Genomic DNA, 24788 nt, shown 5'->3' with positions numbered 1-24788 from the left:
CGGCCAGGCCACTTCAGCCACCATACTGATCGTCCGTGACGTGCTCCATCCAGTCCACGACCTTGCCGTCTTTCACTTCCTGAAGCGCGATATGCGTCATGGCGACATCGGGTGCCGCCCCGTGCCAGTGCCTTTCGCCCGGTGCGAACCACACGGTATCGCCGGGGCGGATTTCTTCCACGGGGCCACCCTCGCGCTGCACCCTTCCAAACCCTGAAACCACGATCAGGGTCTGTCCGAGCGGGTGCGTGTGCCATGCGGTTCGCGCGCCTGGTTCGAAGGTGACCTGAGCGCCCTGAACCCGCTCTGCATCGAACGGGTTGAACAGAGGATCGATACGGACCGTGCCGGTAAACCATGCCTCGGGGCCTTTGGTTGAGGCCCGTGTTCCCGCGCGCAATATTTCCATGGTCATTCTCCTGACTGGTATCGTGTGGGGAGATTTGAAGCGGTAATGCCTCTCTTGTCCACTGGCGAGTGAAAATTCAGTCAGGCCGCATCGACCCTTGGTCACGGGTGACAGGAACCGGATCTCCGCTATGCCGAGACCCGGTTCCGCCTAAGCCAAAGCGTCAGCCGATCTGCGCGTTGTCGTCACGCTTGATGGCGATAACGGTGGAGCGCGGCAGCTTGCCTTCGCCATCCGGGAAGGGGGCGTCGGGGTGCTGGATGCCGACGAAGTGGGTACGCTTGTCGCCGGACCATGTCTGGCCGGTAACTTCAGAACCCTTCGGCGCGGTCAGGAAACGTTCGATACGGCCGGTCGCCGGATCGCCTGCCAGCATCTGGTTATTGCCCTGGCCGGCGAAGTTGCCCTCGTTGCTGTCCTCTCCGTCGGTCTGGATCCAGAGAAGACCGGTCGAATCGAACATCATGCCATCGGGCGAGTTGAACATGTTGCCTTCGTTGATGTTCGAAGAGCCTGCATAGGCATCCTTGTGAACGGTGGGGTTGCCGGCCATGCAGAACAGGTCCCACTTGAATCTGCCGTCCGCGTGATCGTCGTTTTCCGGGTACCAGCGCACGATCTGGCCGTATTCGTTCTTTTCGCGCGGGTTGGCAGCATTGATCGCCATGGCGTCGCCGCCAGCATTGGCGCGCAACTTGCCGTCTTTCATTTCGCCGCGACGGCTGTTGTTGGTAAGGGCGCAATAGGCTTCGATGGCGACCGGGTTGATGGCGACCCATTCCGGGCGGTCCATCGTTGTCGCGCCCACTTTGGAAGCGGCCTGACGGGTGAAGACGCAGATTTCATCGATCTTCATGCCTGTCGTCTCAGGCGTGAGAGCCAACCATTCACCAGCGCCGTCGTCCGAGAACCTGGCGACGTAGAGCGTGCCTTCGTCTAGCAGTTTCGAGGTGTCGCCACCGGGCACGTAAATGCCGTTGGAGACGAATTTGTAGAGGAATTCGCCACGCTCGTCATCGCCCATGTAAACCACCACGCGGCCGTCACGGGCAATCACCACGGCGGCGTTTTCGTGCTTGATGCGGCCGAGGGCGGTGCGCTTGATCGGGGTGGAGGAGGCGTCCGAAGGATCGATCTCGACCACGTAACCGGCGCGGCGCGGCTCGTTGGGGTTCTTGGCGACATCGAAACGCGCATCGAACTTCTCATAGGCGTAACGGGTCTCGGCGACGATGCCGTAGCGCTTGTAGTCATCCGGCAGCTTGAAGGCGGCATCAGTGGTACCGAAATAGCCGTTGAAGTTTTCCTCGCAGGTGAGGTAGGTGCCCCAGGGCGTGCGGCCGGCGCCGCAATTGTTGAAGGTCCCCAGACAGTCGACACCCTTCGGATCTGCGGCGGTCTTGACGAGGTCCGAGCCTGCGGCCGGGCCGGAAAGCTTCATCGGGGTGTTGTGGTGAATACGGCGGTTGAACGGGCTGTCGAGAACGATTTCCCAGCCTCCGGTGCCTTCCGCAACTTCCATGACGGTGACGCCCTGCATGTTCTGCAGGATCTTGACGTCGTCGGCCGTTTTCGGGTTGCCCTTTTCGGCATGCGGCAGGTTGGTTTCGGGGTTTACATATTCATGGTTGACGGCGATCAGCTGGTGATTGCCAACCATGAACAGTTCCATGCCGTCAGTATTTTCGCCGAAGACCTTGTCGGAGTTTTCAACGCTGACACCCTTGGTAGGGTCGAGGTCGGGCACGTTGGAGAACAGCGGCTGGCCCCACTTGGCGACTGGCTTCCAGCTGTAGCCTTCCGGCACGTGAATGGTGTGGTCGGTCGCGGCAGCCACCGGCTTGAAGGGGAAACGGCCGGCTGCCGCTTCCTGCGCTTCCGCCGAGGTGCTGGTCATCAGGTTGCCGAGCGTGCCCATGGCTGCTGCGGCCGAACCGAAGGCAAGCACGCCACCGAGAAAGCCGCGGCGGGAAATCGCGGTCTCGACCACGCGGTCGAAATCGGTTTCGGCCGGCGGCGGGTTTTGCAGCTCGTCCCACGCATCCCAGGAAAGCTTGCTCGTATCGATGTCGGTCATATCGTGTCTCCACCGTTGCATGTTTGGAATCATTCCAACACGGTGCGTACCGTTTCAGTGTTTCACACAAATGACGGGAACAACGACTTTAAATATGATCTTCACAGAAAAGGATTCTGTATTTTTCCCTTAATGCGGGAGAAGGATACGGGTGAGCAAAAAGCCTTCGAAGCGGCAGAAGTGGAAAGCAATGTCCGTTCCCTTGCGCCACTCGCCGCTGATGTCGGTCGTCAGCCGAAGGGATGCTGAACCGCACTCTTCATAGCCGGATAACTCCGCCGCCTCGAAAAAGAACAAACGTCTGACGGTCGGATAAAGCGCTTTGAACAGGCTTTCCTTGGCCGAAAAGATCAGCCCGGTCATGAAGGGATCGATGTCGTTTCCAAGACTGAGGCGTTCGTTTGCGGTCAGTACCTGCGGGGCAATATCGCAAGCTTCCTCCTCGCTCAGAAGCCTTTCGATATCGATGCCAATGCCGCAGAACCGCTCGGAAGAGCCGGCAAGCGCAATTGCCCGCTCGTGGCTGTGGGAAATCGCGCCGACCACGCCTTCGGGCCAGATAGGGGCGCGATCCTCTCCCATGCCGGGAAAGGCGGCGCGGCCGGTCAGACGGCGTATGGCTTCGGCAGCACATCTGCGCCCGGCTATAAATTCCGCCTTGCGTCTGGGCGCAGCGCGCAAAAGCTGCGGCGGCAAGGGAGGGACCTTGCCGCCGCGCCCTTCTTCGGCGCTGTAATGAAGGGTGACGCAATGACAATCGCATCTGTCGTCCGGCCAAGGCCAGATGGCCTGGGGTGGATCGCCGGAAACAGCTTCGCCGTGAAACGCCGGCGCGTTGGCCATATCTGTCATCCTCATCACGCGGACCGATGCTCAGGCGGCAAGCGTGGCGCCGCCATCGACCACGATCTGCTGCATCGTCACATGGCCTGCCTGATCGGAGGCAAGGAACAGCACCGTGTCGGCGATGTCGTCCGGCCGCGCGATCTTGCCCAGCGGAATGCCGAGCTTGAACTGCTCGGGAAGACCGGCGACCAGTCGCTGTTTGCCGCTGGGATCGTTCAGCATGCCGGCCAGCATCGGCGTATCGGTGGAGCCGGGTGACACCACATTGCAGCGCACGCCATAGGGCGCGAGTTCAAGTGCTGCACAATGGCTGAGGCTGACGAGTGCGGCCTTGGAAGCACAATAGGCGAGCATGCCGATGCGCGGCACAACGGCGGCGTTGGAGGCGATGTTGACGATTGCCCCGCGCCGCTGCCGCTTGAAGACGCCGCTCCATTGCCGCAGCAGGTAGAACGGCCCCGCAGCATTGACATCCATGCAGGCGTTCCAATCCTGCGGCGTCAGGCTTTCGCTGTCGCCGAGCCGGAGGATGCCGGCGGCGTTGACGAGAATGTCCAGCCCGCCCCATTCCTTCTCGATCGCCTTGCTCGCCGCCTCCACTGCCGCCGCGTCCGTGATGTCGAGCGTGATCTGGCGGAAGGTTGCATCGGTTGCATCGGCAATGAGGTCAAGGCCGATGACCTCGGCCCCTTCCTCGGTGAAACGCTCGGCGATGCGGCGGCCGATGCCCTGCGCGGCACCCGTCACCAGCACGCGCCGCCCGTTAAATCTGTTCTGCATCATCTTGTCCGTCCGCTCAGGCCGCGAGCCGCTTTTCTTCGATCAGCGCCCACCAGGCAGAAAGCGTCGGTACGCGGGCAAGCTCTTCGAAGCCCACGATGACGCCGCGTTCCTTCAGTTCGCCGGCAAGCTTCATCACCTGCAGCGAATCCAGCCCATAGAAGATCAGGTTCTCATCCGGGTCGATGTCGCTCTCGTCCTCCACCATTTGCAGGACGCGGGCCTTCAGCCATTCGCTGATATCGGTGGTCTCTCCCGCGCCGGCAAGGCTTTCAGTGTCGATCACCACGCCGCAGCGTGTTGCCACATATTGCAGCGCCATGCGGTGTTCGGCTTCGGAAAAATCGGCGACGGCATCACCCAGCATGAAGGGCTGAATATCCTTCATGAAGGCTTCAACAGCCGTCATCATGCAGCCGATATGGGCGTAGACGCCGCCGATGATGATCTGGTCGCGGCCCCACCCCTTCATGCGCTCGGCAAGGTCTGAACGCTGGAAGGCGCTGTAGCGCCATTTGGTCAGCACCACATCGTCGGGCGTCGGCGCAAGCTTGTCCACGACCTTCTGCAACTCCGGGTCGACCACGGTCAGGCCCGGTCCCCACATGTCGTTCAGAAGCGCGCGGTCGGCGGCAGGCTGGTCGTGCGGCTGGGCGGTGTATATGACCGGCACGCCGTTCTGAACCGCCCATGCCTTTACCTTTGCAAGATTGTCGATGAGGGTTGTCATCAACGTGCCGTCGGCCTCGTAGAACCGCAGGAAATAACGTTGCATGTCGTGGATGAGCAGCACGGCGCGCTTGGCGTCCGGCTGCCATTTGGTCTTGTTGGCCGGAAAGCTTGCTGCGACCGGCATCGGATAATCGGAAATGGTGGGGATCGTCATATTGACCTCGATGGTTTGGCGCATCGGCATGGGCGACACGCAATTTTCAAATGGTTGAGGCGTGCACGCTCAATTACGCCGGGATTGGCGCTGCGAGCATGTCGCGCAGACGTTTCTTGTCGATCTTGCCGACGGCAGTAAGCGGCATGGTGTCGATGAAACGCACCCGGTCCGGCAGCTTGTAATCCGCAACACCCAGAGCAGAGAGATGCTGGCGGATGGCCGGTGCCTTGAGAGCGGGATTGCGGGAAACGACGAAGACGCAGCTTTTTTCACCGAGGAGTTCGTCCTGCATCGCCACCAGTGCGGCATGCGTCACATCCGGATGCTGCAGGATCAGGTTTTCCACCTCTTCCGATGCGACCTTCTCGCCGCCGCGATTGATCTGGTCTTTCACCCGGCCAACCACCCGCAGGTAACCTTCGGGCGTGCGCTGAACGACATCGCCGGAATAATAAAAACCCTGGTTGTCGAAGACGCGCGCGCTGTGCTCGGCGGCGCGGTAATATCCGCGAAACGTATAGGGGCCGCGCGTCGCCAGCATGCCGGCTTCGCCTTCTGGGACGTCGTTGCCGTCCTCGTCAACGATGCGGATCTCGTCATCCGGGCTGATCGGCCGCCCTTGCGTGGTGAAGACAATATGGTCGGGATCACCGGCGCGGGTATAGTTCACCAGACCTTCCGCCATGCCGAAGACCTGCTGGAGGGTGCAACCCAGCACCTGCGGCACCTGACGGGCTAAAGCTTCAGCAAAGCTTGCGCCGCCGACCTGCAGCAGCTTGAGGGATTTCAGCCGTTCGCGATGGGCGGGCGCCACCTGTAACCACAGTGCCACGGCCGGCGGCACCAGAGGCACAATGTCGACGCCATGTTTTTCGATGAGGTCAAAGCAGGCAAGCGGCTCGGGATTGGCCGCCATTACCACGGTGCCGCCAGCGTGGAACACGCCAAGCGCACCCGGCGAACTCATGGGGTAATTATGCGCCACCGGAATGGCGCAGAGGAAACGGGTCTGCGGCGTCAGCTCGCAGATTTCCGCACTGGCCCGGGCGCTGTAGTCATAGTCGTTATGCGTGCGGGGGATCAGTTTCGGTGTTCCGGTGCTGCCGCCGGAAAGCTGGAACAACGCTACCTCATCGGCTGCCGAAGGGCCGTAATGCGGCGCATTTTCGGCGGGTGATGAGAGCCATTGTTCGAGGCTGCGCTGCGGTTCCGCCTCACCAAGCAGCAGCGTCACGGCAAGCTGCGGAGAGGTAAGCTTCAGCGCCTCCAGAAACGTGTCATTGGCAAAAAGCTCGTGGGAACGCGAGCCGATCACCAGATTTGGCGTAATCTGTTCCGCATAGGAGGTCATTTCCAGCCGGCGATGGCTGAAAAGCGCATTGACGGGTGCAGCGCCGATTTTCATCAGAGCGAAAAAGACGAGATAGAACTCCGCGATATTTGGTAATTGCACCAGTGCCGTATCGCCCCTGCCGATCCCGGCGGCAGCCAGATGCCCGGCAAGATTGGAAGATTGCCGGTCGAGATCGGCATAGGTGAAGCGGCGGTCGCCGCAGATCAGCGCGGTCGCGTCCGGCCGAAGTTCCACCTGCTGGGTGAGGATGTCGCTGAGCGGTCTGTCGATCCAGTAGCCGCGGTCGCGGTATCGGCGCGCCAGATCTTCGGGCCAGCGTTCAAATTCGATTGTCATGGTGTGTCCCTGGGAAAATTAGGCAGAAAGACCGCAGGCGTTCAGCATGGTCTTGAGCTTGGTCTGCACCTCGGCCCACTCGGATTCGGGTTCCGAGGCTTCAACGATGCCGGCGCCTGCGAACAGCCGCACGGTTTGCCGTTGCACGGTGCCGCAACGGATTGTCACCACCCATTCGCCGTTACCCTCGGCATCCGTCCAGCCGACCATGCCGGTGAACAGCCCACGCTCGAAAGGCTCGACGAAGCGAATAAGCCTGCGGGCACGCTCGGTGGGGAAACCGCAAACAGCAGGTGTGGGATGCAGCAGGCACGCGAGTTGCAGCGCATTGGTCTCGGGATCAGCAAGGCGACCCTCGATGCGCGTTGAAAGATGCCAGAGAGCGGCCGTGTTGATGAGGGAGGGCTTTTCGGGAACGTCGATTTCAGTGCAGCAAGGCGTAAGCAGCGAGCGTATATCCTCGATCACGAGGCTATGCTCGTAATGGTCTTTTTCCGAAGCCGAAAGCCGGTCTGCATTGGCCTTGTCCGCCACCGGGTCAGCCATGCGTTTTGCCGAGCCCGCGAGCGGGTTCGAGATGACTTTTTCACCCTGCTTGCGGATGAGGAGTTCGGGGCTCACGCCGATCAGATCGCCGCCATCGGGCAGCGGAATGCGAAACTGGTAACCCTCGCGGTTCTGTTTGGCGAGGCTGGCCAGCAATCTTTCGACATTGACCTCGGAGGCGAAGGTCAGTTCACGCATGACGGAAAGCACCGCCTTGCGGACATCGGAATGGCGGAAATTGACGATGGCATGCTCGACGGCGCGCTTGAAACCATTTTCATCGGGCAGGCTGTTCTGGCCGACAAGCGCTGGCATGGCCGAATCAGTCGAGATCGAAGCGGTATCCTTTGGATTCCACTCATGGTTGTTGGGAATGTATAAGCAGGATGGCTCGTTGACGTCGAAGGGGATGGCGCCAATGGCGATGGGATTGTCCTGTCCGGCCCTGCGCGCCCTCTCGAAAGCGGCCTTTATCGCCTTCTGCAAAGGGCTTCCCGCGTCTTCGGCGCCATGGGCAGGAATCGTTATCCTTTCGCGAATGCCTCTGGCACGCAGTTCGCCCGAGCCAGAAGTGAACAGAAATTCTCTATCAAAATCAGTAATTTCGTCGGAATCGACGTCATTCGTCCTGAGTGCTCCCGTTTTCATGGGATGCCTCCTGTGCGAGTGGTTGACGGTGGCTTATACTTGATTATGATAATCATGTTTTGTCAATCGGTGCAAATTCACATGCTAAATTTAACCCCCATGCAGGTTGCCTACTGGGTCGGCCGAGAGGCGGACGGGATACTCGGAAAAGTTACGCCGCATCTCTATCTCGAGTTCGAAGGCAGGGGGCTGGAGGCGGAAAGACTGGCCGTCGCGGTCGAAAGGCTTTGCCGGCGTCACCCCATGCTCAACCTCAGGATTGATGCGGAAGGGCGACAGACGGCGGACCCCGCCGGCCGGCCGCTCCGCCTCGACGTGGAGGACATGGCGGCTCTCAATGATGAGGCGCTTGCGCACCGTCTTGCCGCCAAACGTGAGGCGTGGAGCCATCGCCAGATCGATCTGCGTGTTGCCCCGCCGGCGGCAGTGTCGCTCAGCCTGCTGCCCGCAGGTCGCGCCAGGCTGCATTTGGATACCGACATGCTGGCCATCGATCCCGCCAGTATGCGTATCGTGCTGGAAGATCTCGCCCGCTTTTATGAAGCCGACGCGGACGAACTCGAGCCATTGGGGGATACACCACCATCGTTTTTCAGCTGGGCGGAACGTCTTGCATCCGATCCGGAACTTAAAGCCCAGCGTGAAAGGGACCGGCTGTGGTGGCGGCAACATATTGCCGATATTCCGGAGGCACCGCCATTGCCGTTTTTGCCCGAGGACCCGTCACGCGCCGTTCACACCGATCGCCTTGCAGCAAGACTTTCTCCGGCTGAACGCAGCAGTCTGGAACGGGTGGCGCGGCGCTGCGGCGTGACCACGTCGACCCTGTTGCTTGGTGTCTTTACAGTGGTGCTTTCGCAGGCGACGAATACGGAAAAGTTCCGGCTTTCCGTGCCGGCTTTCTGGCGCGCGCCGCGGGTGGAAGGGGTCGATGGCATCGTCGGCGAATTCTCCAATGTGCTCATTCTTGGCGTTGATATCCGGCCTGAGGAGAGCCTTGAGCGACTGCTTGGACGGCTGTTCGGAGAGATGAACGGGCTTTTGGCGCACCAGTCCTATCCCGGGGTCAGCGTCATGCGCGACCTTTCCCGCCTGCGCGGCGGTTTGCAGACCTCACCGGTTGTCTTTACCGCGGGTGTCGATTTGCCCGGGGGCGAGTTGTTTTCGGAAAATGTGGGGCGCGTGTTCGGCCCGATGATCCACACCGTCTCGCAGGGGCCTGGAGTTGCGCTGGATGCGCAGGTCGCAGCGCTCGATGGCGGGCTTTTGATCAACTGGGATGTGCGGCTCGATGCACTGCCGGAAAGCTGGCTGCGAGCCCTGTTCGACGCCTATACCGCCCTTCTTCGCCACCTCGCCGCCAGCCCCGATCTCGTTTCCGAGACCGTGGAGCGATTTGGCTTGCAAGCGCCTGAAGCGACAGCGCAGACAAAAGGAAAATCCATGGAACGGCCACTCTCAGCCTTGCAAAAGGCCTATCTGCTCGGTCGCGGTACCCATCTGCCGCTGAGCGGCGTGGCGATGCAGGAGTTCCGCGAATATCGCGGCAATATCGATCCGGCATTGCTTCGCTCGCGCCTTACCGCAATGGTCGAGCGGCATGAAAGCCTGCGCACCCACATCGATGAGCGGCGTCTGGTGCAGGTGATCTCGGATGAGCCGAAGCTAAACCTTGATATTGTTGATCTTTCGCACCTGTCCGCTTCCGAAGCCGAACAGCGGATCGGCACCGTGCGGCAGGCTTTCTCCCATGCCCATTTCGATCTTGCCGCCTCTCCCTGGCAGGTCACGGTGTTTCGTCTGCCGGAAATTGCGGTGGGGGACAGCGTGGCGGTCTTCCTGCGCTTCGACGCCCTCATTCTCGACGGACGGGGAATAGCCAGCCTTGCGGCGGAACTCTTCGATGATGTCGTGCCGCCCGCATCAGCCGTCGCAGCCACCGTCGCGCAGCAAGATGTAGCAGCGGCCCGTGCCGAGGATGCCGCATACTGGGCTGAGAAACTTGAGGGTGCGGAAGTGCCCTCGCAACTGCCGTGGAAAGCCCCGCTCGAAACCATTGCCGTTTCGCGTTACAGCCGCCAGAGCCTGACCATGGAAAAACAACGCTTTACCGCCTTTTCACGGATCGGCGCAAAAGAGCGGCTGTTCAAGAATTCTGCGCTGACGGCGGTAATCCTCGATGTGCTGTCGCTTTGGCTGAACGAAGGTGCCCTCGTCGCCGGCATTCCCGTCGCCCCGCAGGTGGAAGGCACCTTTGCCAATCGCTCGAGCTTCATCGCGGTCAAATGGGATGCGGCCAAGGGCGATTTTGTGGAGCGTGCCGCAGCTTTGCAAACCGATGTGCTTGAGGGCCTCAATCATCTGGCTTTTTCGGGGATCGATCTCAATCGCATCCTTCTCAACGCCAATCCCGGCGGGCTCGCCCTGCCTGTCGTCATCACCAACGGCCTCTCATGGCCGACGCTTTCGCAAGCTTCCACGCTTCGTTGGACGGACGGGCTGACCCAGACACCACAGGTGGCGCTGGATTTCCGGTTTTCGCAAAACCCGGATGGCGATCTCGTCCTCGATATCGATTATGCGGAGCAGGCGATCGATGCCGGAATGGTGGCTGGCATTCTCGGCGCCATAGAGCGTGCGATTACCGCGATCACCGCCAGCGGGACGTTTTCGATGAATTTCCGCGAGATCGTCGACCTGTCTCACTATCGGCTGAATGGCGACGAGCGGAACTTCGTCTGCCCGCCATTCCTGGAACGGATCGCCTCGCATCTTTTCGAAGGAGACGGATCGCGCACGGCCCTGATCAACGGCGAACGGCGCATCTCCTATCACGAACTTGGCGACGCGGTGGCGCGGGCGATGGCGGGCCTTAAGACGCGCGGCATTGGCCGGGGCGATGTCGTAGCGGTGTGCCTGCCGCGCAGCCCGGAGCACACGGCCGTCACGCTGGCCGCTGCACTTATCGGCGCCATTTGGGTGCCGATCGATGCGAGCTCGCCGGAAGATCGCCTGCACTATCTGCTGACCAATTGCCGCCCGGCCATGATCGTCGCCCGTTCCGTTCCGCAAGGATTCGACGCTGTCGGTCCCGAGGAGCTTCTCGCAGCGCCAGCCGCCTCCGGCGTGCCCGTTAACCCGGCGGAACTGGCGGTACTTTCAGCAAGCGAAGCACCCGCTTATTACCTCTACACTTCCGGCACGACAGGCAAACCGAAATGCGTCGTGCTCTCTAACAGGGCCACGGCCAATGTCATCGACAGTACGCTTTCGGAATGGACGGTGACGGAGAATGACGTCTTTATCTCCGTTACGCCCTTGCACCACGACATGTCGGTCTTCGATGTATTCGGCGCGCTTGCCGCCGGTGCGACGCTGGTGCTGCCGGAACCCGGCGAGGAAAAGGATGCGGTCCGCTGGAACGAGTTGGTGGCCGAACACGGCGTTACGCTGTGGTGCTCGGTGCCGGCGATCCTTGAGATGCTCCTGTCCTGCCGTCGTGGCGACCAGCTCGGCTCGCTCCGGCTCGTTGCGCAGGGCGGTGATTACATCAAGCCCGTGGTCATCGAGGAGTTGCGCCGGCTGAAACCCGAGCTTCGGCTGATATCGCTGGGCGGGCCGACGGAAACGACCATCTGGAGCATCTGGCACGAGATCGTGGCAGCCGATACCACGGCGATACCCTATGGACACCCTCTACCCAGCAATCGATATTTCATCCTCAACGATCAGGGCGGCCATTGCCCGGCGGGCGTTGTCGGACGCATCCACACAGTGGGCGTGAATGTGGCGATCGGCTATCTTGAAGATGGTGCCATTACCCAGACGGATTTCGTCACGGTCAGCGATCCCGGTGGACATGCGGTGCGCGCCTTCCGCACCGGAGACCGGGGCCGTTACCGGCCGGATGGCAAGATCATGTTCGCCAGCCGCGTCAACGGTTACGTCAAGGTGCGCGGGGTGCGGGTCTCGCTGCCGGATGTGGAAAATGAACTTATCCGCCACCCCTCCATCCAGCGTGTACTGGTGGTGGATTACGGTGCCGAGCAAAAGGGGGAGGCTGCTATCGGCGTGCTTTATGTTCCGATGCCTGGCATTGAGCTTTCCGCCGCCGATATGCGCAATTTCGCCCGCAGGCATCTGCCGGAATCGCATGTGCCCGGCCGCTTTCTCAATGTGGCCGATCTGCCGCTATCGGCCAATGGCAAGCCGGATCGCCGCCGCGCCCGCGAATTGCTGACGGCAGCGGAACCGGCAAAGGCACCTGCGGCTGTAACAATCAAAGTCGCCGATCAGGGTGATCGCCGCGTGCTGGATATCTATCTCGGCGTGCTGGGCAAAAACCCGGAAAATGTGGACACGAGCAGCGATTTGCTGGCGCTTGGCCTTTTGCCTTCGCATCTGAAAACCGTCTCGGCCGAAATTCGCAGCGCCTTCGGCGTGGAGCTTTCGCCGCAGCAACTCCTGCGTTGCCGAAACGCCAAACAGGTCAGTTCGCTTTTACCCGCCTCGGCGGCATGAACCGCATCATTGCGGCCAGAAAATCACAGGAATAATCCAAGGAAAAACAGATGGCGCATATCGATCCTGCCAGTGGCTGGCTTCCCCTGACCCAGCCGCAACTCGATTTCTGGGAGGAGTTTTCCTTCCATCCCGACGAACCGGTCTCTACCGTCGCCCATTACATCGAGCTTTCCGGTGCCGTGAACGAAGGCGCTCTGCTTGAGGCAATCAGGCGCACCGTGCGCGAATCGGAAGTTCTGTCGATCCGTTTTCGCGTCGGTGAGGATGGCGAGACGCCGCAGCAATGCTGCGATCCGCTCCACGCTCCGATGGTCGAGCTTGTCGATCTCCGTGCCCATCCGGCGCCTTTCGAGGAAGCGCTGGGGCGCATGAACGCGGATGTCGAGGCAGGGCTTGATCTTCGAACCGACAAGCTCTCCGCCCAGGTGCTTTACCGCATCGCCGACGATCGCTACCTCTGGTATATCCGTGCCCATCATATCGTCGTCGACGGTTATGGTTTGACGCTGGTGGAGCAGCGCTGCGGGCAGCTTTACGGGCACTATTGCGGCAAGGGCGAGGCGGGTCCGGATTTCCATCCTTTCCCCAGTTTTCTTGCCGAAGAGGACGCTTACCGGCAAAGCCGCCGTTTCGAAAAGGACCGCGAGTTCTGGACGGCCTATCTCGCGCCGCCGGTGGATCTGCCCGTGCTGGACAAGGATTGCGAGGATTACGGTGGCGGCGGCCTGCATGCCGATGCGGGATTGCCGGAAGGTTTCAGCACAAGACTGCAACAGATATCCGGCGCACTGGAGATAGGCTGGCCGGACCTGCTGGTGCTGCTTTCAGGCCTTTATCTTCACCGCGTATTGCCGCGCCCGGATCGCGATGTGCTGACGCTGTGGCTGCCCTTCATGAGCCGCTGGGGCAGCGTCGGCGCGCATATGCCCGCCATGCTCGTCAATATCCTGCCTTTCCATCTGACAATAGAACCGCAGGAGAGCCTTGGTAGCTTCCTTGCGCGCAATGCCGCCAATCTGCGCCGGCAGCGCCTGCATGGCCGCTACCGCATCGAACAGATCGCCGCCGATCGCAACATATCAAAGGGCCGGCGGTTTTTCTTCTCACCGCTTATCAACGTCCTGCCCTTCAGCGCGCCGGTATTTGCAGGGCTTGCCGTTATCAGGCACATTCTCGCCAATGGTCCGGGCGACGGGTTCAACCTGACCTTCCGTGGCGAGGATGACGGCAGTGATCTGAACCTGCATATCGACGCGGATTCCGCACTGACCGAAGCCGACGATTTCGCGCGTTACCGCGAGGAGATGCCGCTGTTTCTGGATGCCATGCTGCGCGACGAGGCGCTGGCGGCTCCGGCCGAAGAGGTTTCCGCGGCCTTCCGTCTGGCGGTTTGAGAAGCCGGGTGCTCTGCAAGAAGGGGACGGAAATCTCTCTGCCGTCACTCTGCATTTGGTCGGGAGTGACTGGGTGCGGATGTGATAAACCCGGCTCCGTTATGCAAAACCCTGCCTGATGGGGTGACATGCTGTCCTCCCACCCAACGTCATCCTTGGGCTTGTCCCAAGGATCCAGTGGGGACAGGCCCGAGCATGACGGAAGAGAGCTTTCCGGACATTTGTTAAAAAGCAAAACCCGGCGCCGCCATGCGGAGCCGGGTTTATTGCGAAGCCTGGCCAGCACTCAGGCTAGCGTGGTCAGCACACGGCCCGAAGCGCCTGCTTCGGCGAAACGGCTGAAGACGCCGCTGGTGGTCGTGCGCAGCCGGTCGACATCCTCGGGGCCGTAGCGGTCGGAGCGGTAGCTCATCAACACGCGGATGGAGCGTTCGCCGCCAATCGTTTCTTCCATTACCTCGAATTGCAGCCCCAGCATGGATTCGTGCTTGTCGGGATCGATCTGCCGGAACTCGACGGTTTTGCCGTCCGGCCCTGAAAGCGTGCCGTTCAGCTTGTTCTTGGCGTGGATCTGGATGAATACCTCGAACAGATGGTCGCGGCCGGGCGTCATGCCGAGCGCCTCTTCGACGAGATCGATTGGAATTTCGCTGTGTTCCAGAGAGCCATTGACCGTGTTCTTCACCGAGGAAATCAGTTCGCCGACCGTCATCTCCTCGCGGAAACGCACACGATGGGCAACGACCGTGGTGAAATAGCCGATCGTATCGAAATAGCCGCTGTCGGTGCGCCCGGACGCCGATGTGCCGACCACGAGATCGCTCAGCCCGCCCAGATGGCGCAGCGACGCGGCGATGGCGGCATAAACGACGTTGAACAGGGAGGCGCTGTTCTGCTTGGCGATGGCGTAAAGTCCGTCGCTGACGTGTTTTTCCAGCTTGAACTCGATCCAGCCGCCCGCCGGCGCCTCGTCGTGTGCAGCATCTGTCGGCGTGCTGTTCTGTCCGGTAAGGACCAGGCCTTTCGGTGCGTCCCGCAGCATATCGGTCCAGTAGGCAAGGTGGTCGCCGTTGACGCCGGATGCCACCTGTTTTCTGGCGAATTCATGGAAGGGTGCGGGCTTGCTCGCAAAGACAGGGGCCTTGCCCGTGGCTCTTGCCCTATAGGCTTCGGTCAGCTCGTCCATCATCAGGTTCACCGACCATTCGTCCAGCACAATATGGTGGAAGAGGAAAGAGAGCACCTGGCCGCCGGTTTGGGGATTGCGCAGGAAACGCAGCCGCATCGGCAATTCGCGGGCAAGGTCGAACCGCCAGGACGCTTCCGTATGCCGGTCCACGCCTTCGCTTTCCTCACTCGTCCAGAACCACTTATAGCCGGGCAGGTCGTGCATCGGCACGATCTTTTGCAGAACCGTCCCATCTTCGACGTAAAAATGGGTTCGCAGGCCGGGATGACGCTCGATAATATCGAGGAATGCACATTCGAAAGCGCTCTCATCCACCGGATCGAGGAAATCGAGCGCGAAGGGGATGTTGAAAATCTCGCCGAAACCGAAGGCGGCATAGGCTTTCCAGAGCGACATCTGCGCAAGAGAAAGCGGTGCCGTCAGCGAGCCGGTCGCGGTTGCTTCCGCCTGTGCAGGGGCGGCGGTTTCGAGACGCGTCGCCTGTTTTGCGAGCGATGCGGCGGTGGGATAGCTGAACAGGTCGTTGAAACGCAGCTCGATGCCGTGATTGCTCAAAAGGCGTCCGATGATGCGGGTCGCGATCAGCGAATGGCCGCCAAAATCGAAGAAATCGTCATCCGGTCCCATGTCTGTCGACGCAAGCGCTTCGCGGAATTCGGCAAGAATTGCCGCGGCAGTCTCGTCGTCGCTGGAGCGGGAGGCGGCGGGCAGGGATGCTGCAGCCTCCGGCCCTGCGGACGAGGTTTGATGCGTAATGCCGGAAAAATCCGCACCGCCTTCGAGATGGGCGATGAAACGCTCCAGCAGAAATGCCGTCGCATGCGGCGAGGCCTCCTTGCCGCCGGTCAGTTCCAGACGGATGTGGCCATCAACCGTGCTGCCAGCAGCGAGCGTCAGGCCAAGGCCGGACTGGAGAGAGGGGAGTGGCAGGCGCTCGAACCGGAGCCGCTCGACGGATGAGGTTTCAGCCGATGTTGGCAGGGTCTGAAGCGTGAAGGTGGCAACCTCGTCGTTGTGTTCGCCATGTCGGGCCAACCCAGCCAGCACGGCTTTTTCGGCCTCCTGCGGCGACTGGCTACGTGAGATCGAGACGCGGGCGACCGCATCTGCCGGAAGCGGCAGGCCGGCCTCGTTCCCGGGTTGCAGGGGCAGGCGCAGGGTAACAGTGTCGAGATCGCCATTGGTCGCCAGAAAAAGCGCGAAACGGGCACCGGTGCGTGCCAGAAGCGCGTCCGGTGCGGCCGAGCCGTTTGGGTCGAGAAGGGCAGCCGGAAGATCGACGCCGTGGCAGTGGCTCGCCGGCTTGGTCCCGTTATTTCGGAGAGAGACGACGGGCGTGCCGGAGGCCGGTCCTTGCAGCCAGGGGAGCGGAACTGGATTGACGATGGCGTTTTCGGTGATGCGTGGCGAAAGCGGCTTTGGTGCCTCGCCAGCATAGGCTGCGGCAATAGCGCCCAGCAAAATCTGCGGTGAGAGGGATTCACCAAGCAGGCCATGCACCAGAAGCGCCAGCAGTACCTCTCCTTCGCTCAAGAGCACGATGGCCTGAAACGGCGGATCGATTTCCGCGTCGAACGGGCTTGCCTGAAGGTCGTGCAGAAGGGCCACCGCTTCGTCTTTCGATGCCGTCTGAAACAGTTGCACGAGAGATGCCGAAGGGGCCTCTACGCTCTTGGCAAGGGTGCCGTCTTCTCCAAAGGAAAACCGCACGCGCAGTTCGGGCCATGCCTCGCAAACCGTCTCCAGTGCCGATGTCAGGCGCAGAAGGTCGCTCTCGCCGCCGATGCGGTAGGTGAGAATATGCCGGAAGACCTGATCGGGGTCCTGAAACTGCTGGAACCAGACCCGCTCCTCATATTGGCTTGGCTGCGATCCGCTCCGTGGGGCTTCGTCCGCATTGTCGAAGGTTTGTTCGATGCGGCGCGCAAGCATGCGCGAATTATCTGCTGCCATGGTCCTCTCCTTGGAAGTATAATGTTGAGGTAGGTCGCGCTTGGCGGGGAAAGTCCCCTCTTGCGGGGATCAGCAGCCCGCGCGCGACTGCTCGATCAGCGCCTGCCAGGCGGTAAGCGTGGGCTGACGGGCGAGATCGTCATAGTGAAGTCGCGTACCGGCGAGCTGCGAAAGCGGCGGGATCAGGCGCATGAGAGCGAGGGAGTGAAGTCCGCAGCCGAACAGGTTGGCGTTCGGGCCGATATGCCCCACCTCATCGTCCAGAACCTTGGCGAGATGGGCTTTGAGTTCCGTCGTCATCATGTCCGCCTCCAGCTTGCCAGCCGCCGCGATTGCCGGTTCATTCATCGAAATGATCGTGAACGCCGCTTGCTCCGCGCCGCCAGTAGCCGGAAGCGCGCGTCCATTTGGGGTTCGCGCCGTACTCGCCGATCAGGATTGCGCGCAGGTCTTTCGCCGCTTTCGATTCGCAGGCGACCCAGCTGAAGAAATCGCCCTCAGGCAGTTCAAGCGTACGCAGCGCCTCCGTCAGGGCGTCGTGATCGGCGCCGCCCGCGGCCTCCTGCGTTACCCAGATGATCGACGCGTCAGCTTTCGTGGCGAGGTCCAGGCGATCAGCCTCCGTCTCAACTTCGATCAGGGCGACGACGCGGGTGCCCTTGGGCATTTCTTCCAGTCGCCGTGCAAGGGCGGGAAGGCCGGTATCGTCGGCAATCAGCAGATGCCAGTCGAAGGTGAAGGGAATGGTGAACGAGCCGCGCGGGCCTGCAATCCATGCCTTGTCACCCACCCTGGCGGATTTTGCCCAGTTGCTGGCGGGGCCATCATGGTGCGTGGCGAAATCGATGGCGAGTTCACCCTTCTCGGCATCGAAGCTGCGCGGCGTGTAATCGCGTGCGAGCGGGCGCGGCGCGCCTTCGGGAAATTCGAGGCCGTTCGGGCCGATCACCGGCAGGTTAGGTTCGGTTTCGCCGGGAAGCGGGAAGAACATCTTGACGTGGTCGTCAAAACCGAGACTGGCAAAGCCTTCAAGCTCAGGCCCGGTCAATACGATGCGCACCATGGACCGGCTGAGTTTTTCCACCCGGGCCACGTCAAGGCAGCGTAGCTTGACGGCGTAACGATGGCGTTTGGGGGTCCGGTCCTGAACGCCGGTTTCAATGCTTTGTGCAATGCTCATGTTGCTGTCTTCCCTGGGATATCGCCGATGGGGATCGGCAGTTTCGCTGTCCCGGATCGGCATGCCGGACAATCGCGCACCGGAGTTTTCCGGCGGGAGATCCGACGTCGTTGTGTCAAGATGCGCGAACCATAACAGGCGGTTCCGGCGGTCGCAATATAAGTTTCTTCAAAAACTCAAGTTTATGTCCGGCGCATGGTTTGCGCCGGAATTGCGCTTGTCGAAAAGGCGTTTAACGGCGGCCTGCCCAGCTTTCCACCGCGTCCAGCGTGTGCAGCGCGCTTGGGATGGACGGCGTCGTGACCCGGCTGGAATCGAGAAAGATGATCCGGCCGTCACGCGCCGGTTTGACGAAGCGTTCCCAGCCGGGAATGATTTTTTCGAGTGCGGCGCGCGTTCCGGCTTCGCCTCGGGCGGGGCTGTTATAGCTGTTCATCACCACCAGCAGATCAGGGTTGAGCTTGCCAAAAGCCTCGGCACTGAGCGGCATCGTCAGGGTGGAACCCAGCCCACCCGACGAGGTGGCGTTGTCGATTTTCAGCCGTGCGTAACCCAGATCCTCGAGCGCCTGCACCGCACCGGACATATCGCCGACCGCGTTGATCTGGTCGGTCAGCAGAATTGCGAGATAGGTCTTGCCTTTTGCGTCTTCGCCGAGTGCTTTTTTGACGGTGGCGAGTTTCTCGTCATAGGTCTTCCGGCGCTCGGCAAAAGCGTCACTTCTGCCAACGAGACCCGAAAGATTCTCTTCGACGCTGAAGCCATAGGTGTGGCCAGTGCTTACCTTCTGCAGATAGACGGGCGCGACGGTGGAAAGCTGCTCGGCCTTGCCGCTGTCCATTTCCGTGGCGACGATCAGGTCAGGTTGCAGCGCTCTCAGCTTTTCCAGATCGATCTGACCCACCGCGCCGAAACCTTTCGGTTTCGTGCGGCCTTCACCGAGAACGGTGTCGATGAAATCAACGGCAGTGGCGAATTTGCCGTCGCTGTTGCGGCCATAGGCGCCTACCACGTTGGCGCCAAGATCCATCAGCGGCACGCCCAGCAGCGGTTCGTGCATGACGACAATGCGCTGCGGCTGCTCGGGGATGGAGACCGTGCGGCCGGCGGCATCGGTGACGGTTCGCTCTGCGGCAAGGCTGCTTCCGGCGGTCAGAAGTGCTGCTACGAGGATGGCAAATCGCATGGCATACCCTTTGTTCAATTTCTTCAGTGGCGGTTAGTTCTGCGCAGCGCCTGCAGGCGCAGCGTGAGGATGAAAAGCGGCACGCCGATCAGCGTCAGCGCAAGGCCTATCGGCATCGGCGTATCGGCCACCAGCCCACGCGAAAGCGTATCGGCGGTCACCACCAGAATGCCGCCCGTCAGCCCCGACAGGAAAAGCCTGGCGCGACCGACGGCGGGCGACAGGAAGGTGGCGAGATGCGGGGCGATGACGCCGAGAAAGGTCAAGGGGCCGACAGCGGTGACGGAAGCGGAGCTGAGGATGACCGCAAAAACGATGACGAGCGGGCGCGAACGTTTGACCGTTTCGCCGAGCGCCATGGCCATCTCGTTACCGAGATCAAATACTGCAAGCGCCCGGCCGATGAGGAAAATGCCCACAAGGCTGACCGCGAAAAGAGGCGCGAACACGAGGATGATCGGCCAGCTCGCCTGAAACAGCGAACCCGCCATCCAGTCTGCAAGCGACAGCGATGTTTCCGTTGGTGTGTAGAGCAAAAGCACTGATGAGACTGATGAAAGGGCGGATTCGATTGCGATGCCCATCAGCAGGATGGCGAGCCCGCTGGAACGTTCGCGCCCCACGAGCGCGATGAGCAGGAAAGCTACCGCAAGGCCGCCGCCGACGGCCGCAAGCGCCACCATGGTCTTGGGCGCCGCCGGCACCAGCACCAGAAGCAGCATTATGGTGGTCATTGATCCCTGGCTCAGACCGAACAGGCCGGGATCGGCAAGCGGATTGCGGGCGACCGATTGCAGCATGGCCCCGGCCAGCGCAACGCTCCATCCGGCCATGAAACCAAGCAGGATGCGCGGCAGCCGTACCGTCCACAGCGCATAGGCCTGATCGTCGCTCAAATGCCCGCCGGCAACGCCGTGCAGAAGGTCAATGAGACCGGTCTGTGTATTTCCGAGACTAATGGAAATGGCGGCCAGCACCAACGCCAGCAGGATCAGTGCAAGGCCGGCCTTTAGGTTGCCGATGCCGATCTGCATCCCGCTCGGCAGCCGCAGGACCGCTTTGCCATCGGTGGCCAATTGCCTTTTCATGACAGCCCTCTTCATGACAGTTTATTGGCCGAAGGTGAAAGATAGAAGCGCTTGACTATGACGATGAAGACGAGGCCGCCGAGCAGGTCCATGAACAGTCCGGTATTGACCACATACGGCCTGAACAGGGTTTGCGCGCCCAGATCGGCCAGCACGCACAGAATCGCCCCGACAAGGGCTGAAGCGGGCAAAGCGAGCGTGAAATTCACCCCGACCAGCGGCCGGACCATATGCGGAACGATGAGGCCGACGAAGCCGATGGGACCGCAGATGGCCACGGCCGAGCCGGACGCCAGCATTGTGGCGAAAAGTGCGATCCGGGAAACGCGCGTGACGTTGACGCCGGCGGAAGCGGCTTTTTCCGCACCCAGCAGTACCAGCGTCAGCGGGCGGGCAACCGACCAGAGCATCACCATCGCAATGGCGCCAATCCACCAGAAATCGGTGAGGCGCTCGGCATAGACGTGGTTGATATTGCCGCCGACCCAGCTCAGGAATTCGGCGCGACGTGTGGGGGTTGACAAAAGGAGGGCATTGGTGATGCCGATCAGCAGCATGGAGACAAGCGCACCGGACAGGATGAGCGACAGGCCGCGCGGATCGTTTGACCGCCCGGCCAGCCGGGCAACGAGGAAGCAGGCGCCAAAGCCGAAGCCGGCGCCGATAAGCGCGATGAGCCCCTGTATTTCGGGCGAGAAATCGAACACCAGCGCACCGGCGACCACAAAAAGCGTCGCACCGGCATTCAGGCCCAGGGTGGAGGGCGAGGCGAGAGGATTGCGGGCAAGCCCCTGCAGCACGCAGCCACTGACGGCCGTGGTGGCGCCGACATAGATCGCAATCAGTGAGCGCGGGATTTGCTGATAGAGGAGAACCGACTGTTCATAGGTTTCGGCCTCGCCGTGCACGAGCGTCGTCGCGATTTCGGCAAGTGGCAGGTCGCCAGTCATCAGCACGAAGTTGGTGACGAGAACAACGGCCAGCAAGATCGCGGCGGCAAAGATCAGCATTATTTTAGATGTCATGCCGGAATGGCCTGTTCCTGCCGCTCCAGCCGCGGCACGCAGATGAGCCGCCCCTGCCGGGAAAATATGTCGGCCTCGAGATCAAAGACGTCGGCCACATTGGCTGATGTGACGGTATTCGCAACAGGCCCGGAGGCGAGAACCCGTCCGGCTTTCAGCATGATGACGTCATCGGCGAAGGTTGAGGCGAGGTTGAGATCATGCAGCACGACGATAACAGTTTTGCCGTGCCTGTCCGTCAGTTCGCGCACGAGGCTGAGGACGGCATATTGATATTTCATGTCGAGATGGTTGACCGGCTCGTCCATCAGGATCACCTCCGTGTCCTGAGCGAGCACCATGGCGATGAAGGCGCGCTGGCGCTGGCCGCCGGACAGCGTGTTGACCTGCGCCCTGGCCTTGTCTTCCAGCCCGACGGTCTTCAGCGCTTCGGCAAAAAGCGCCCGGTCGCGTTCGGAGGGACCGCCGCCAAGCCCGTAACGTGCATAACCCGCAAGCTCGATCAATTCGCCAAGCGTCATATAGTCAGGGCAATGGCATTCCTGCGGCAGATAGGAGATGCGGCGGGCGAGTTCGCGGCGTCCGATCGCGCCGATCAGGCGGTCACCGAGGCTTATCCTGCCTGATGATAAAGGCACGAAGCCCATGATGGTCTTCAACAGCGTCGACTTGCCACAGCCGTTGGGTCCGACCAGCGCTGTGACGCGGCCGGTTTGAAAGCGGGCAGACAGGCCCTGCAATACGGCGATGTGTCCGTAACTCGCATGAAGGTCCGTGGCATCAAGCACCGGATTACAACTCCTGTTATTCATAGGGCCATGCGTCGACTCGACGCACGTCCTACCTAAGCTGTTGAATTCACATATCGAACTTGCGGAAATCGGGTTCTGTACCGGCAAGCGCGACAGGCTGGTCTTGAAGCGACACTAAACTATAGTAAAATTCTCCACAAATCGAAATTTGCCGATTCACATCGCGGATTTCGTGATGATTTTTTCATTCGAGGTGTTTCATGTCAGTCGCGCTCAAGCTTCACGTCGGCATGTCGCTGGCGCCAACCTGGCTCAGCGGCGAGGCATGGCGGCGTCAAGACAGCGGTATAGACGGGGTTTTCTCCAGCGATTATTTCGTCGATCTTGCAAAGCGCGCCGAGGCTGCGCATGTGGATTTTGTCTTCCGGCCCGACACGCTGTTTCTGCGCACTGAGGGGCTGGAGACCGGCGGCGGATTTGCGAGCATGGACCCGAACATGCTTCTGGCCGCCATCGCACGGGAGACCAGCCATGTCGGCCTGTTATCCACGGTTTCAACGACATTCCTGCCGCCTTATGTGATTGCCCGCCAACTGCAATCGCTGAACTGGCTGAGCAATGGCCGGGCGGGATGGAACATCGTCACGGCGCTGGACGGCCACGAAAATTTCGGCCTGAAAGAAATGCCATCGCCACAGGAGCGTTATGAACGCGCCGCCGAGTTCACGCAGGTAGTACAGCAGCTCTGGGCGAGCTTTCCCAACGAGGCGCTGAAGCTGGACAAAGAGAGCGGGCGTTTTGCAGATCCGTCGCTGGTCCAGCCAATCGCGCATGAAGGAAAGCACTTCAGCGTCAAAGGCCCGCTCAACCTGCCGGCCCATTCCAGCCGTATTCCACTGGTGCAGGCTGGAGCTTCCCCCGAAGGCCGCGATTTCGCAGCCTCCGTTGCGGATGCGGTCTTCGCCTCGACGCCGGATATGCAGGCGGCAATCGAGCTTCGGGCGGATTTACGGCAAAGAGCGGAGCGGCATGGGCGCTCACCGGATGTGGTGAAGCTGATGCCGGGTCTCAGTCTTTATCTGGCGGACACCAAGAAGGAGGCGCTGGAGCTATTTGCGGAGACCCACGCAAGGGCCAACCATGGCCGCATATTTGCATCCATTCAAAATCTGACGGGTCTTGACCTTTCCGACTGGTCGCTCACGCGGATCGTCACCCCTTCTGACTTGCCGCCGCCGCCCGAGACACCGAGAAGCCGCACCCATGCCAATCTGCTCCGCCGGTTGATCGAACGGGAAACGCTGAGCGTTGCCGAATTGTTGCGGCGACCGGAAGTGATGGGGTCGGGCCATTGGCAGATCATCGGCACGGTTGAGGATGCTTTTGAAAGCATCCGCGAATGGGTGGCGGCCGGCGCGATAGACGGCTTTGTCGCGGTGCCCGGCGGTTCGGTCGCGTCGATGCGGCTGGTGCTGGAGCGGCTGCTTCCGAGGCTCGGCGATGCCGGGCTGTTCCGCACCGCCTATTCCGGCAGCACCTTCGCCGACCACCTGGCCGGATAGGTTTACGAGCCGCCGGATTCTGCCGTCGCCTTTCCGGCCGCTTCAAGAAGCTGCGGAAAGTGCCGCTCGGTCTCGGCGGTCGCGAGGAAAGAAACGGTGGTGACGACGCAACAGATTTCGCCCTGTGCGTCGAAAACCGGGGCGGCCTTGCCGGTCAGGGCGGAGAACAGGTGTTCGTTGAGTTCCGCCCCGCCTGTCTCACGAATGGCGTGCAGGACTTTAGCGTCTGGGCGGGACCCGCGAAAGGCGGGCGGCTGCAGCTTGCGCACCGGCGCTGTCCTATCCGGTGGCAGATAAGCCTGAAAAAGCAGCCCGCAGGCGCTGTTATCCAGCGGTAGAACATCCCCCAGCGCCACGGTGCTGATGGAGAAGCTGGCACTCCTGTGCCACTGCACCACGGTCGGGCCGCGATCGGTCCAGATCGCCACGCCGCAACTGGCGCCGATCTGCGAGGCCAGTGCTTTCATCTGTCGACCGGCGGTTTCGACCGGATTGATTCGTCTGAGCGCGCTGACGCCTATCGAGAGCGCGGTTGGGCCGAGGTCGTAGCTGCCGGTTGCAGGGTCCTGTGCCACCAGTCCTTCCCGCACGAGGCTTTGCAGGTAACGATGAGCTGTGGAACGGCCTGTGCCGGCGCGTTTGGCGAGTTCGCCCAGTGCAAGCGCCCCGTCCGATTTTGCCAGAAGGTCGAGAAAACGGGCAGCAATAGAGACCGACTGAATGAGGGCAGAGCGCTTCTCTCCGTCGTTTTCAGGCAGATTGTCCGGCTCGTCATCCATGGCGTCCAAGTCGCTCCCCGATTTATGTCGTGAACATGCCTAGCGCATCCGACCGGAAATCGGAATCGATTTCTGAGTTATTTCAACGCCTTCCCCTTGAGGCGGGGAGTTACATGACAACGGCCAGTCGATAAACTTTGTTGTAAATATGGCACATCCCGTTACGGAACCCTATCCGTCCACAATACGGAACGCATTCTCTATTGCGAAACGGATAACGCTTCCGTTACTTGAATATGACTTTGATACTCATGTTTATTAGGGGTGTGTT

18 protein-coding genes are annotated in these 24788 nt (G+C 61.0%); 3 read left to right on the top strand and 15 right to left on the bottom strand.

Going from position 1 to position 24788, the window contains the following annotated elements; translation table 11 throughout:
* Window positions 1-13: 13 nt before the first annotated feature.
* The 7 genes from ACZ5A6_RS21510 to ACZ5A6_RS21480 form a co-directional block, all read right to left on the bottom strand.
* Entirely contained in the window at window positions 14-409 is a 396-nt protein-coding gene (locus ACZ5A6_RS21510) for a (R)-mandelonitrile lyase (RefSeq protein ID WP_003518141.1), read from the bottom strand.
* Between the two features lie 163 nt (window positions 410-572).
* Window positions 573-2486: a PhoX family protein gene (locus ACZ5A6_RS21505; protein WP_025595095.1), complete on the bottom strand. Its 1914-nt coding sequence runs from the start codon at window positions 2484-2486 to the stop codon at window positions 573-575.
* Between the two features lie 129 nt (window positions 2487-2615).
* Complete coding sequence (locus ACZ5A6_RS21500; protein WP_025595094.1) at window positions 2616-3329, bottom strand: 4'-phosphopantetheinyl transferase family protein; 714 nt, start codon at window positions 3327-3329, stop codon at window positions 2616-2618.
* A 30-nt stretch (window positions 3330-3359) separates the two neighbouring features.
* Window positions 3360-4115 (bottom strand): 2,3-dihydro-2,3-dihydroxybenzoate dehydrogenase, encoded by a 756-nt coding sequence (gene dhbA / locus ACZ5A6_RS21495; RefSeq protein WP_013762274.1) that lies wholly within the window; start codon window positions 4113-4115, stop codon window positions 3360-3362.
* Between the two features lie 13 nt (window positions 4116-4128).
* Window positions 4129-4998 (bottom strand): isochorismatase, encoded by an 870-nt coding sequence (locus tag ACZ5A6_RS21490; RefSeq protein WP_025595093.1) that lies wholly within the window; start codon window positions 4996-4998, stop codon window positions 4129-4131.
* 73 nt (window positions 4999-5071) lie between these two features.
* Entirely contained in the window at window positions 5072-6691 is a 1620-nt protein-coding gene (locus ACZ5A6_RS21485; RefSeq protein WP_065705796.1) for a (2,3-dihydroxybenzoyl)adenylate synthase, read from the bottom strand.
* Window positions 6692-6709: 18 nt separating this feature from the next.
* Window positions 6710-7885 (bottom strand): isochorismate synthase, encoded by a 1176-nt coding sequence (locus ACZ5A6_RS21480; RefSeq protein WP_065705798.1) that lies wholly within the window; start codon window positions 7883-7885, stop codon window positions 6710-6712.
* An 81-nt stretch (window positions 7886-7966) separates the two neighbouring features.
* On the opposite strand from ACZ5A6_RS21480, the gene ACZ5A6_RS21475 reads away from it, so the two are divergent.
* Window positions 7967-12406, top strand: coding sequence for an amino acid adenylation domain-containing protein (locus ACZ5A6_RS21475; RefSeq protein WP_464111391.1), 4440 nt, complete (start codon window positions 7967-7969; stop codon window positions 12404-12406).
* Window positions 12407-12456: 50 nt separating this feature from the next.
* Window positions 12457-13803, top strand: coding sequence for a condensation domain-containing protein (locus ACZ5A6_RS21470; RefSeq protein ID WP_111795975.1), 1347 nt, complete (start codon window positions 12457-12459; stop codon window positions 13801-13803).
* Between the two features lie 286 nt (window positions 13804-14089).
* Here the strand turns inward: ACZ5A6_RS21470 and ACZ5A6_RS21465 are convergent, their stop codons facing one another.
* The 7 genes from ACZ5A6_RS21465 to ACZ5A6_RS21435 form a co-directional block, all read right to left on the bottom strand.
* A complete protein-coding gene (locus ACZ5A6_RS21465; RefSeq protein WP_111802269.1) occupies window positions 14090-16945 on the bottom strand; it encodes a condensation domain-containing protein in 2856 nt (951 codons plus the stop codon).
* Window positions 16946-17014: 69 nt separating this feature from the next.
* A complete protein-coding gene (locus ACZ5A6_RS21460; protein WP_038494938.1) occupies window positions 17015-17293 on the bottom strand; it encodes a phosphopantetheine-binding protein in 279 nt (92 codons plus the stop codon).
* Window positions 17286-18125 (bottom strand): siderophore-interacting protein, encoded by an 840-nt coding sequence (locus ACZ5A6_RS21455; protein ID WP_038495885.1) that lies wholly within the window; start codon window positions 18123-18125, stop codon window positions 17286-17288. Before ACZ5A6_RS21455 ends, ACZ5A6_RS21460 begins: the two co-directional genes overlap by 8 nt.
* A gap of 232 nt (window positions 18126-18357) precedes the next feature.
* Window positions 18358-19311: an ABC transporter substrate-binding protein gene (locus tag ACZ5A6_RS21450; protein ID WP_019566926.1), complete on the bottom strand. Its 954-nt coding sequence runs from the start codon at window positions 19309-19311 to the stop codon at window positions 18358-18360.
* A 23-nt stretch (window positions 19312-19334) separates the two neighbouring features.
* On the bottom strand, window positions 19335-20399 hold the full coding sequence (locus ACZ5A6_RS21445) for a FecCD family ABC transporter permease (protein WP_019566927.1): 1065 nt from the start codon (window positions 20397-20399) through the stop codon (window positions 19335-19337).
* A gap of 11 nt (window positions 20400-20410) precedes the next feature.
* Window positions 20411-21424, bottom strand: coding sequence for a FecCD family ABC transporter permease (locus tag ACZ5A6_RS21440; RefSeq protein ID WP_464111390.1), 1014 nt, complete (start codon window positions 21422-21424; stop codon window positions 20411-20413).
* Window positions 21421-22236, bottom strand: a complete 816-nt coding sequence (locus ACZ5A6_RS21435) for an ABC transporter ATP-binding protein (RefSeq protein ID WP_065658486.1) — start codon at window positions 22234-22236, stop codon at window positions 21421-21423. The genes ACZ5A6_RS21440 and ACZ5A6_RS21435 overlap by 4 nt, the downstream gene beginning before the upstream one ends.
* A 200-nt stretch (window positions 22237-22436) precedes the next feature.
* Here ACZ5A6_RS21435 and ACZ5A6_RS21430 point away from each other — a divergent pair, with 200 nt between their 5' ends.
* On the top strand, window positions 22437-23738 hold the full coding sequence (locus tag ACZ5A6_RS21430) for an NtaA/DmoA family FMN-dependent monooxygenase (RefSeq protein ID WP_065658487.1): 1302 nt from the start codon (window positions 22437-22439) through the stop codon (window positions 23736-23738).
* A 2-nt stretch (window positions 23739-23740) separates the two neighbouring features.
* Here ACZ5A6_RS21430 and ACZ5A6_RS21425 read toward each other — a convergent pair whose 3' ends face one another.
* Window positions 23741-24517, bottom strand: a complete 777-nt coding sequence (locus ACZ5A6_RS21425; RefSeq protein WP_065705812.1) for an IclR family transcriptional regulator — start codon at window positions 24515-24517, stop codon at window positions 23741-23743.
* Between the last annotated feature and the right edge of the window lie 271 nt (window positions 24518-24788).

This window comes from Agrobacterium sp. 6Ca8, from assembly GCF_055382765.1.
This window is presented reverse-complemented; position numbering and strand designations above follow the sequence as displayed.

Coding starts and splice junctions, on each gene's coding strand:
- ACZ5A6_RS21460 (WP_038494938.1), bottom strand. CDS start 17,293: ATGAATGAACCGGCAATCGCGGCGGCTGGCAAGCTGGAGGCGGACATG.
- ACZ5A6_RS21510 (WP_003518141.1), bottom strand. CDS start 409: ATGGAAATATTGCGCGCGGGAACACGGGCCTCAACCAAAGGCCCCGAG.
- dhbA (WP_013762274.1), bottom strand. CDS start 4,115: ATGATGCAGAACAGATTTAACGGGCGGCGCGTGCTGGTGACGGGTGCC.
- ACZ5A6_RS21440 (WP_464111390.1), bottom strand. CDS start 21,424: ATGACATCTAAAATAATGCTGATCTTTGCCGCCGCGATCTTGCTGGCC.
- ACZ5A6_RS21450 (WP_019566926.1), bottom strand. CDS start 19,311: ATGCGATTTGCCATCCTCGTAGCAGCACTTCTGACCGCCGGAAGCAGC.
- ACZ5A6_RS21435 (WP_065658486.1), bottom strand. CDS start 22,236: ATGAATAACAGGAGTTGTAATCCGGTGCTTGATGCCACGGACCTTCAT.
- ACZ5A6_RS21475 (WP_464111391.1), top strand. CDS start 7,967: ATGCTAAATTTAACCCCCATGCAGGTTGCCTACTGGGTCGGCCGAGAG.
- ACZ5A6_RS21485 (WP_065705796.1), bottom strand. CDS start 6,691: ATGACAATCGAATTTGAACGCTGGCCCGAAGATCTGGCGCGCCGATAC.
- ACZ5A6_RS21480 (WP_065705798.1), bottom strand. CDS start 7,885: ATGAAAACGGGAGCACTCAGGACGAATGACGTCGATTCCGACGAAATT.
- ACZ5A6_RS21430 (WP_065658487.1), top strand. CDS start 22,437: ATGTCAGTCGCGCTCAAGCTTCACGTCGGCATGTCGCTGGCGCCAACC.
- ACZ5A6_RS21425 (WP_065705812.1), bottom strand. CDS start 24,517: ATGGATGACGAGCCGGACAATCTGCCTGAAAACGACGGAGAGAAGCGC.
- ACZ5A6_RS21490 (WP_025595093.1), bottom strand. CDS start 4,998: ATGACGATCCCCACCATTTCCGATTATCCGATGCCGGTCGCAGCAAGC.
- ACZ5A6_RS21465 (WP_111802269.1), bottom strand. CDS start 16,945: ATGGCAGCAGATAATTCGCGCATGCTTGCGCGCCGCATCGAACAAACC.
- ACZ5A6_RS21505 (WP_025595095.1), bottom strand. CDS start 2,486: ATGACCGACATCGATACGAGCAAGCTTTCCTGGGATGCGTGGGACGAG.
- ACZ5A6_RS21470 (WP_111795975.1), top strand. CDS start 12,457: ATGGCGCATATCGATCCTGCCAGTGGCTGGCTTCCCCTGACCCAGCCG.
- ACZ5A6_RS21445 (WP_019566927.1), bottom strand. CDS start 20,399: ATGAAAAGGCAATTGGCCACCGATGGCAAAGCGGTCCTGCGGCTGCCG.
- ACZ5A6_RS21455 (WP_038495885.1), bottom strand. CDS start 18,125: ATGAGCATTGCACAAAGCATTGAAACCGGCGTTCAGGACCGGACCCCC.
- ACZ5A6_RS21500 (WP_025595094.1), bottom strand. CDS start 3,329: ATGGCCAACGCGCCGGCGTTTCACGGCGAAGCTGTTTCCGGCGATCCA.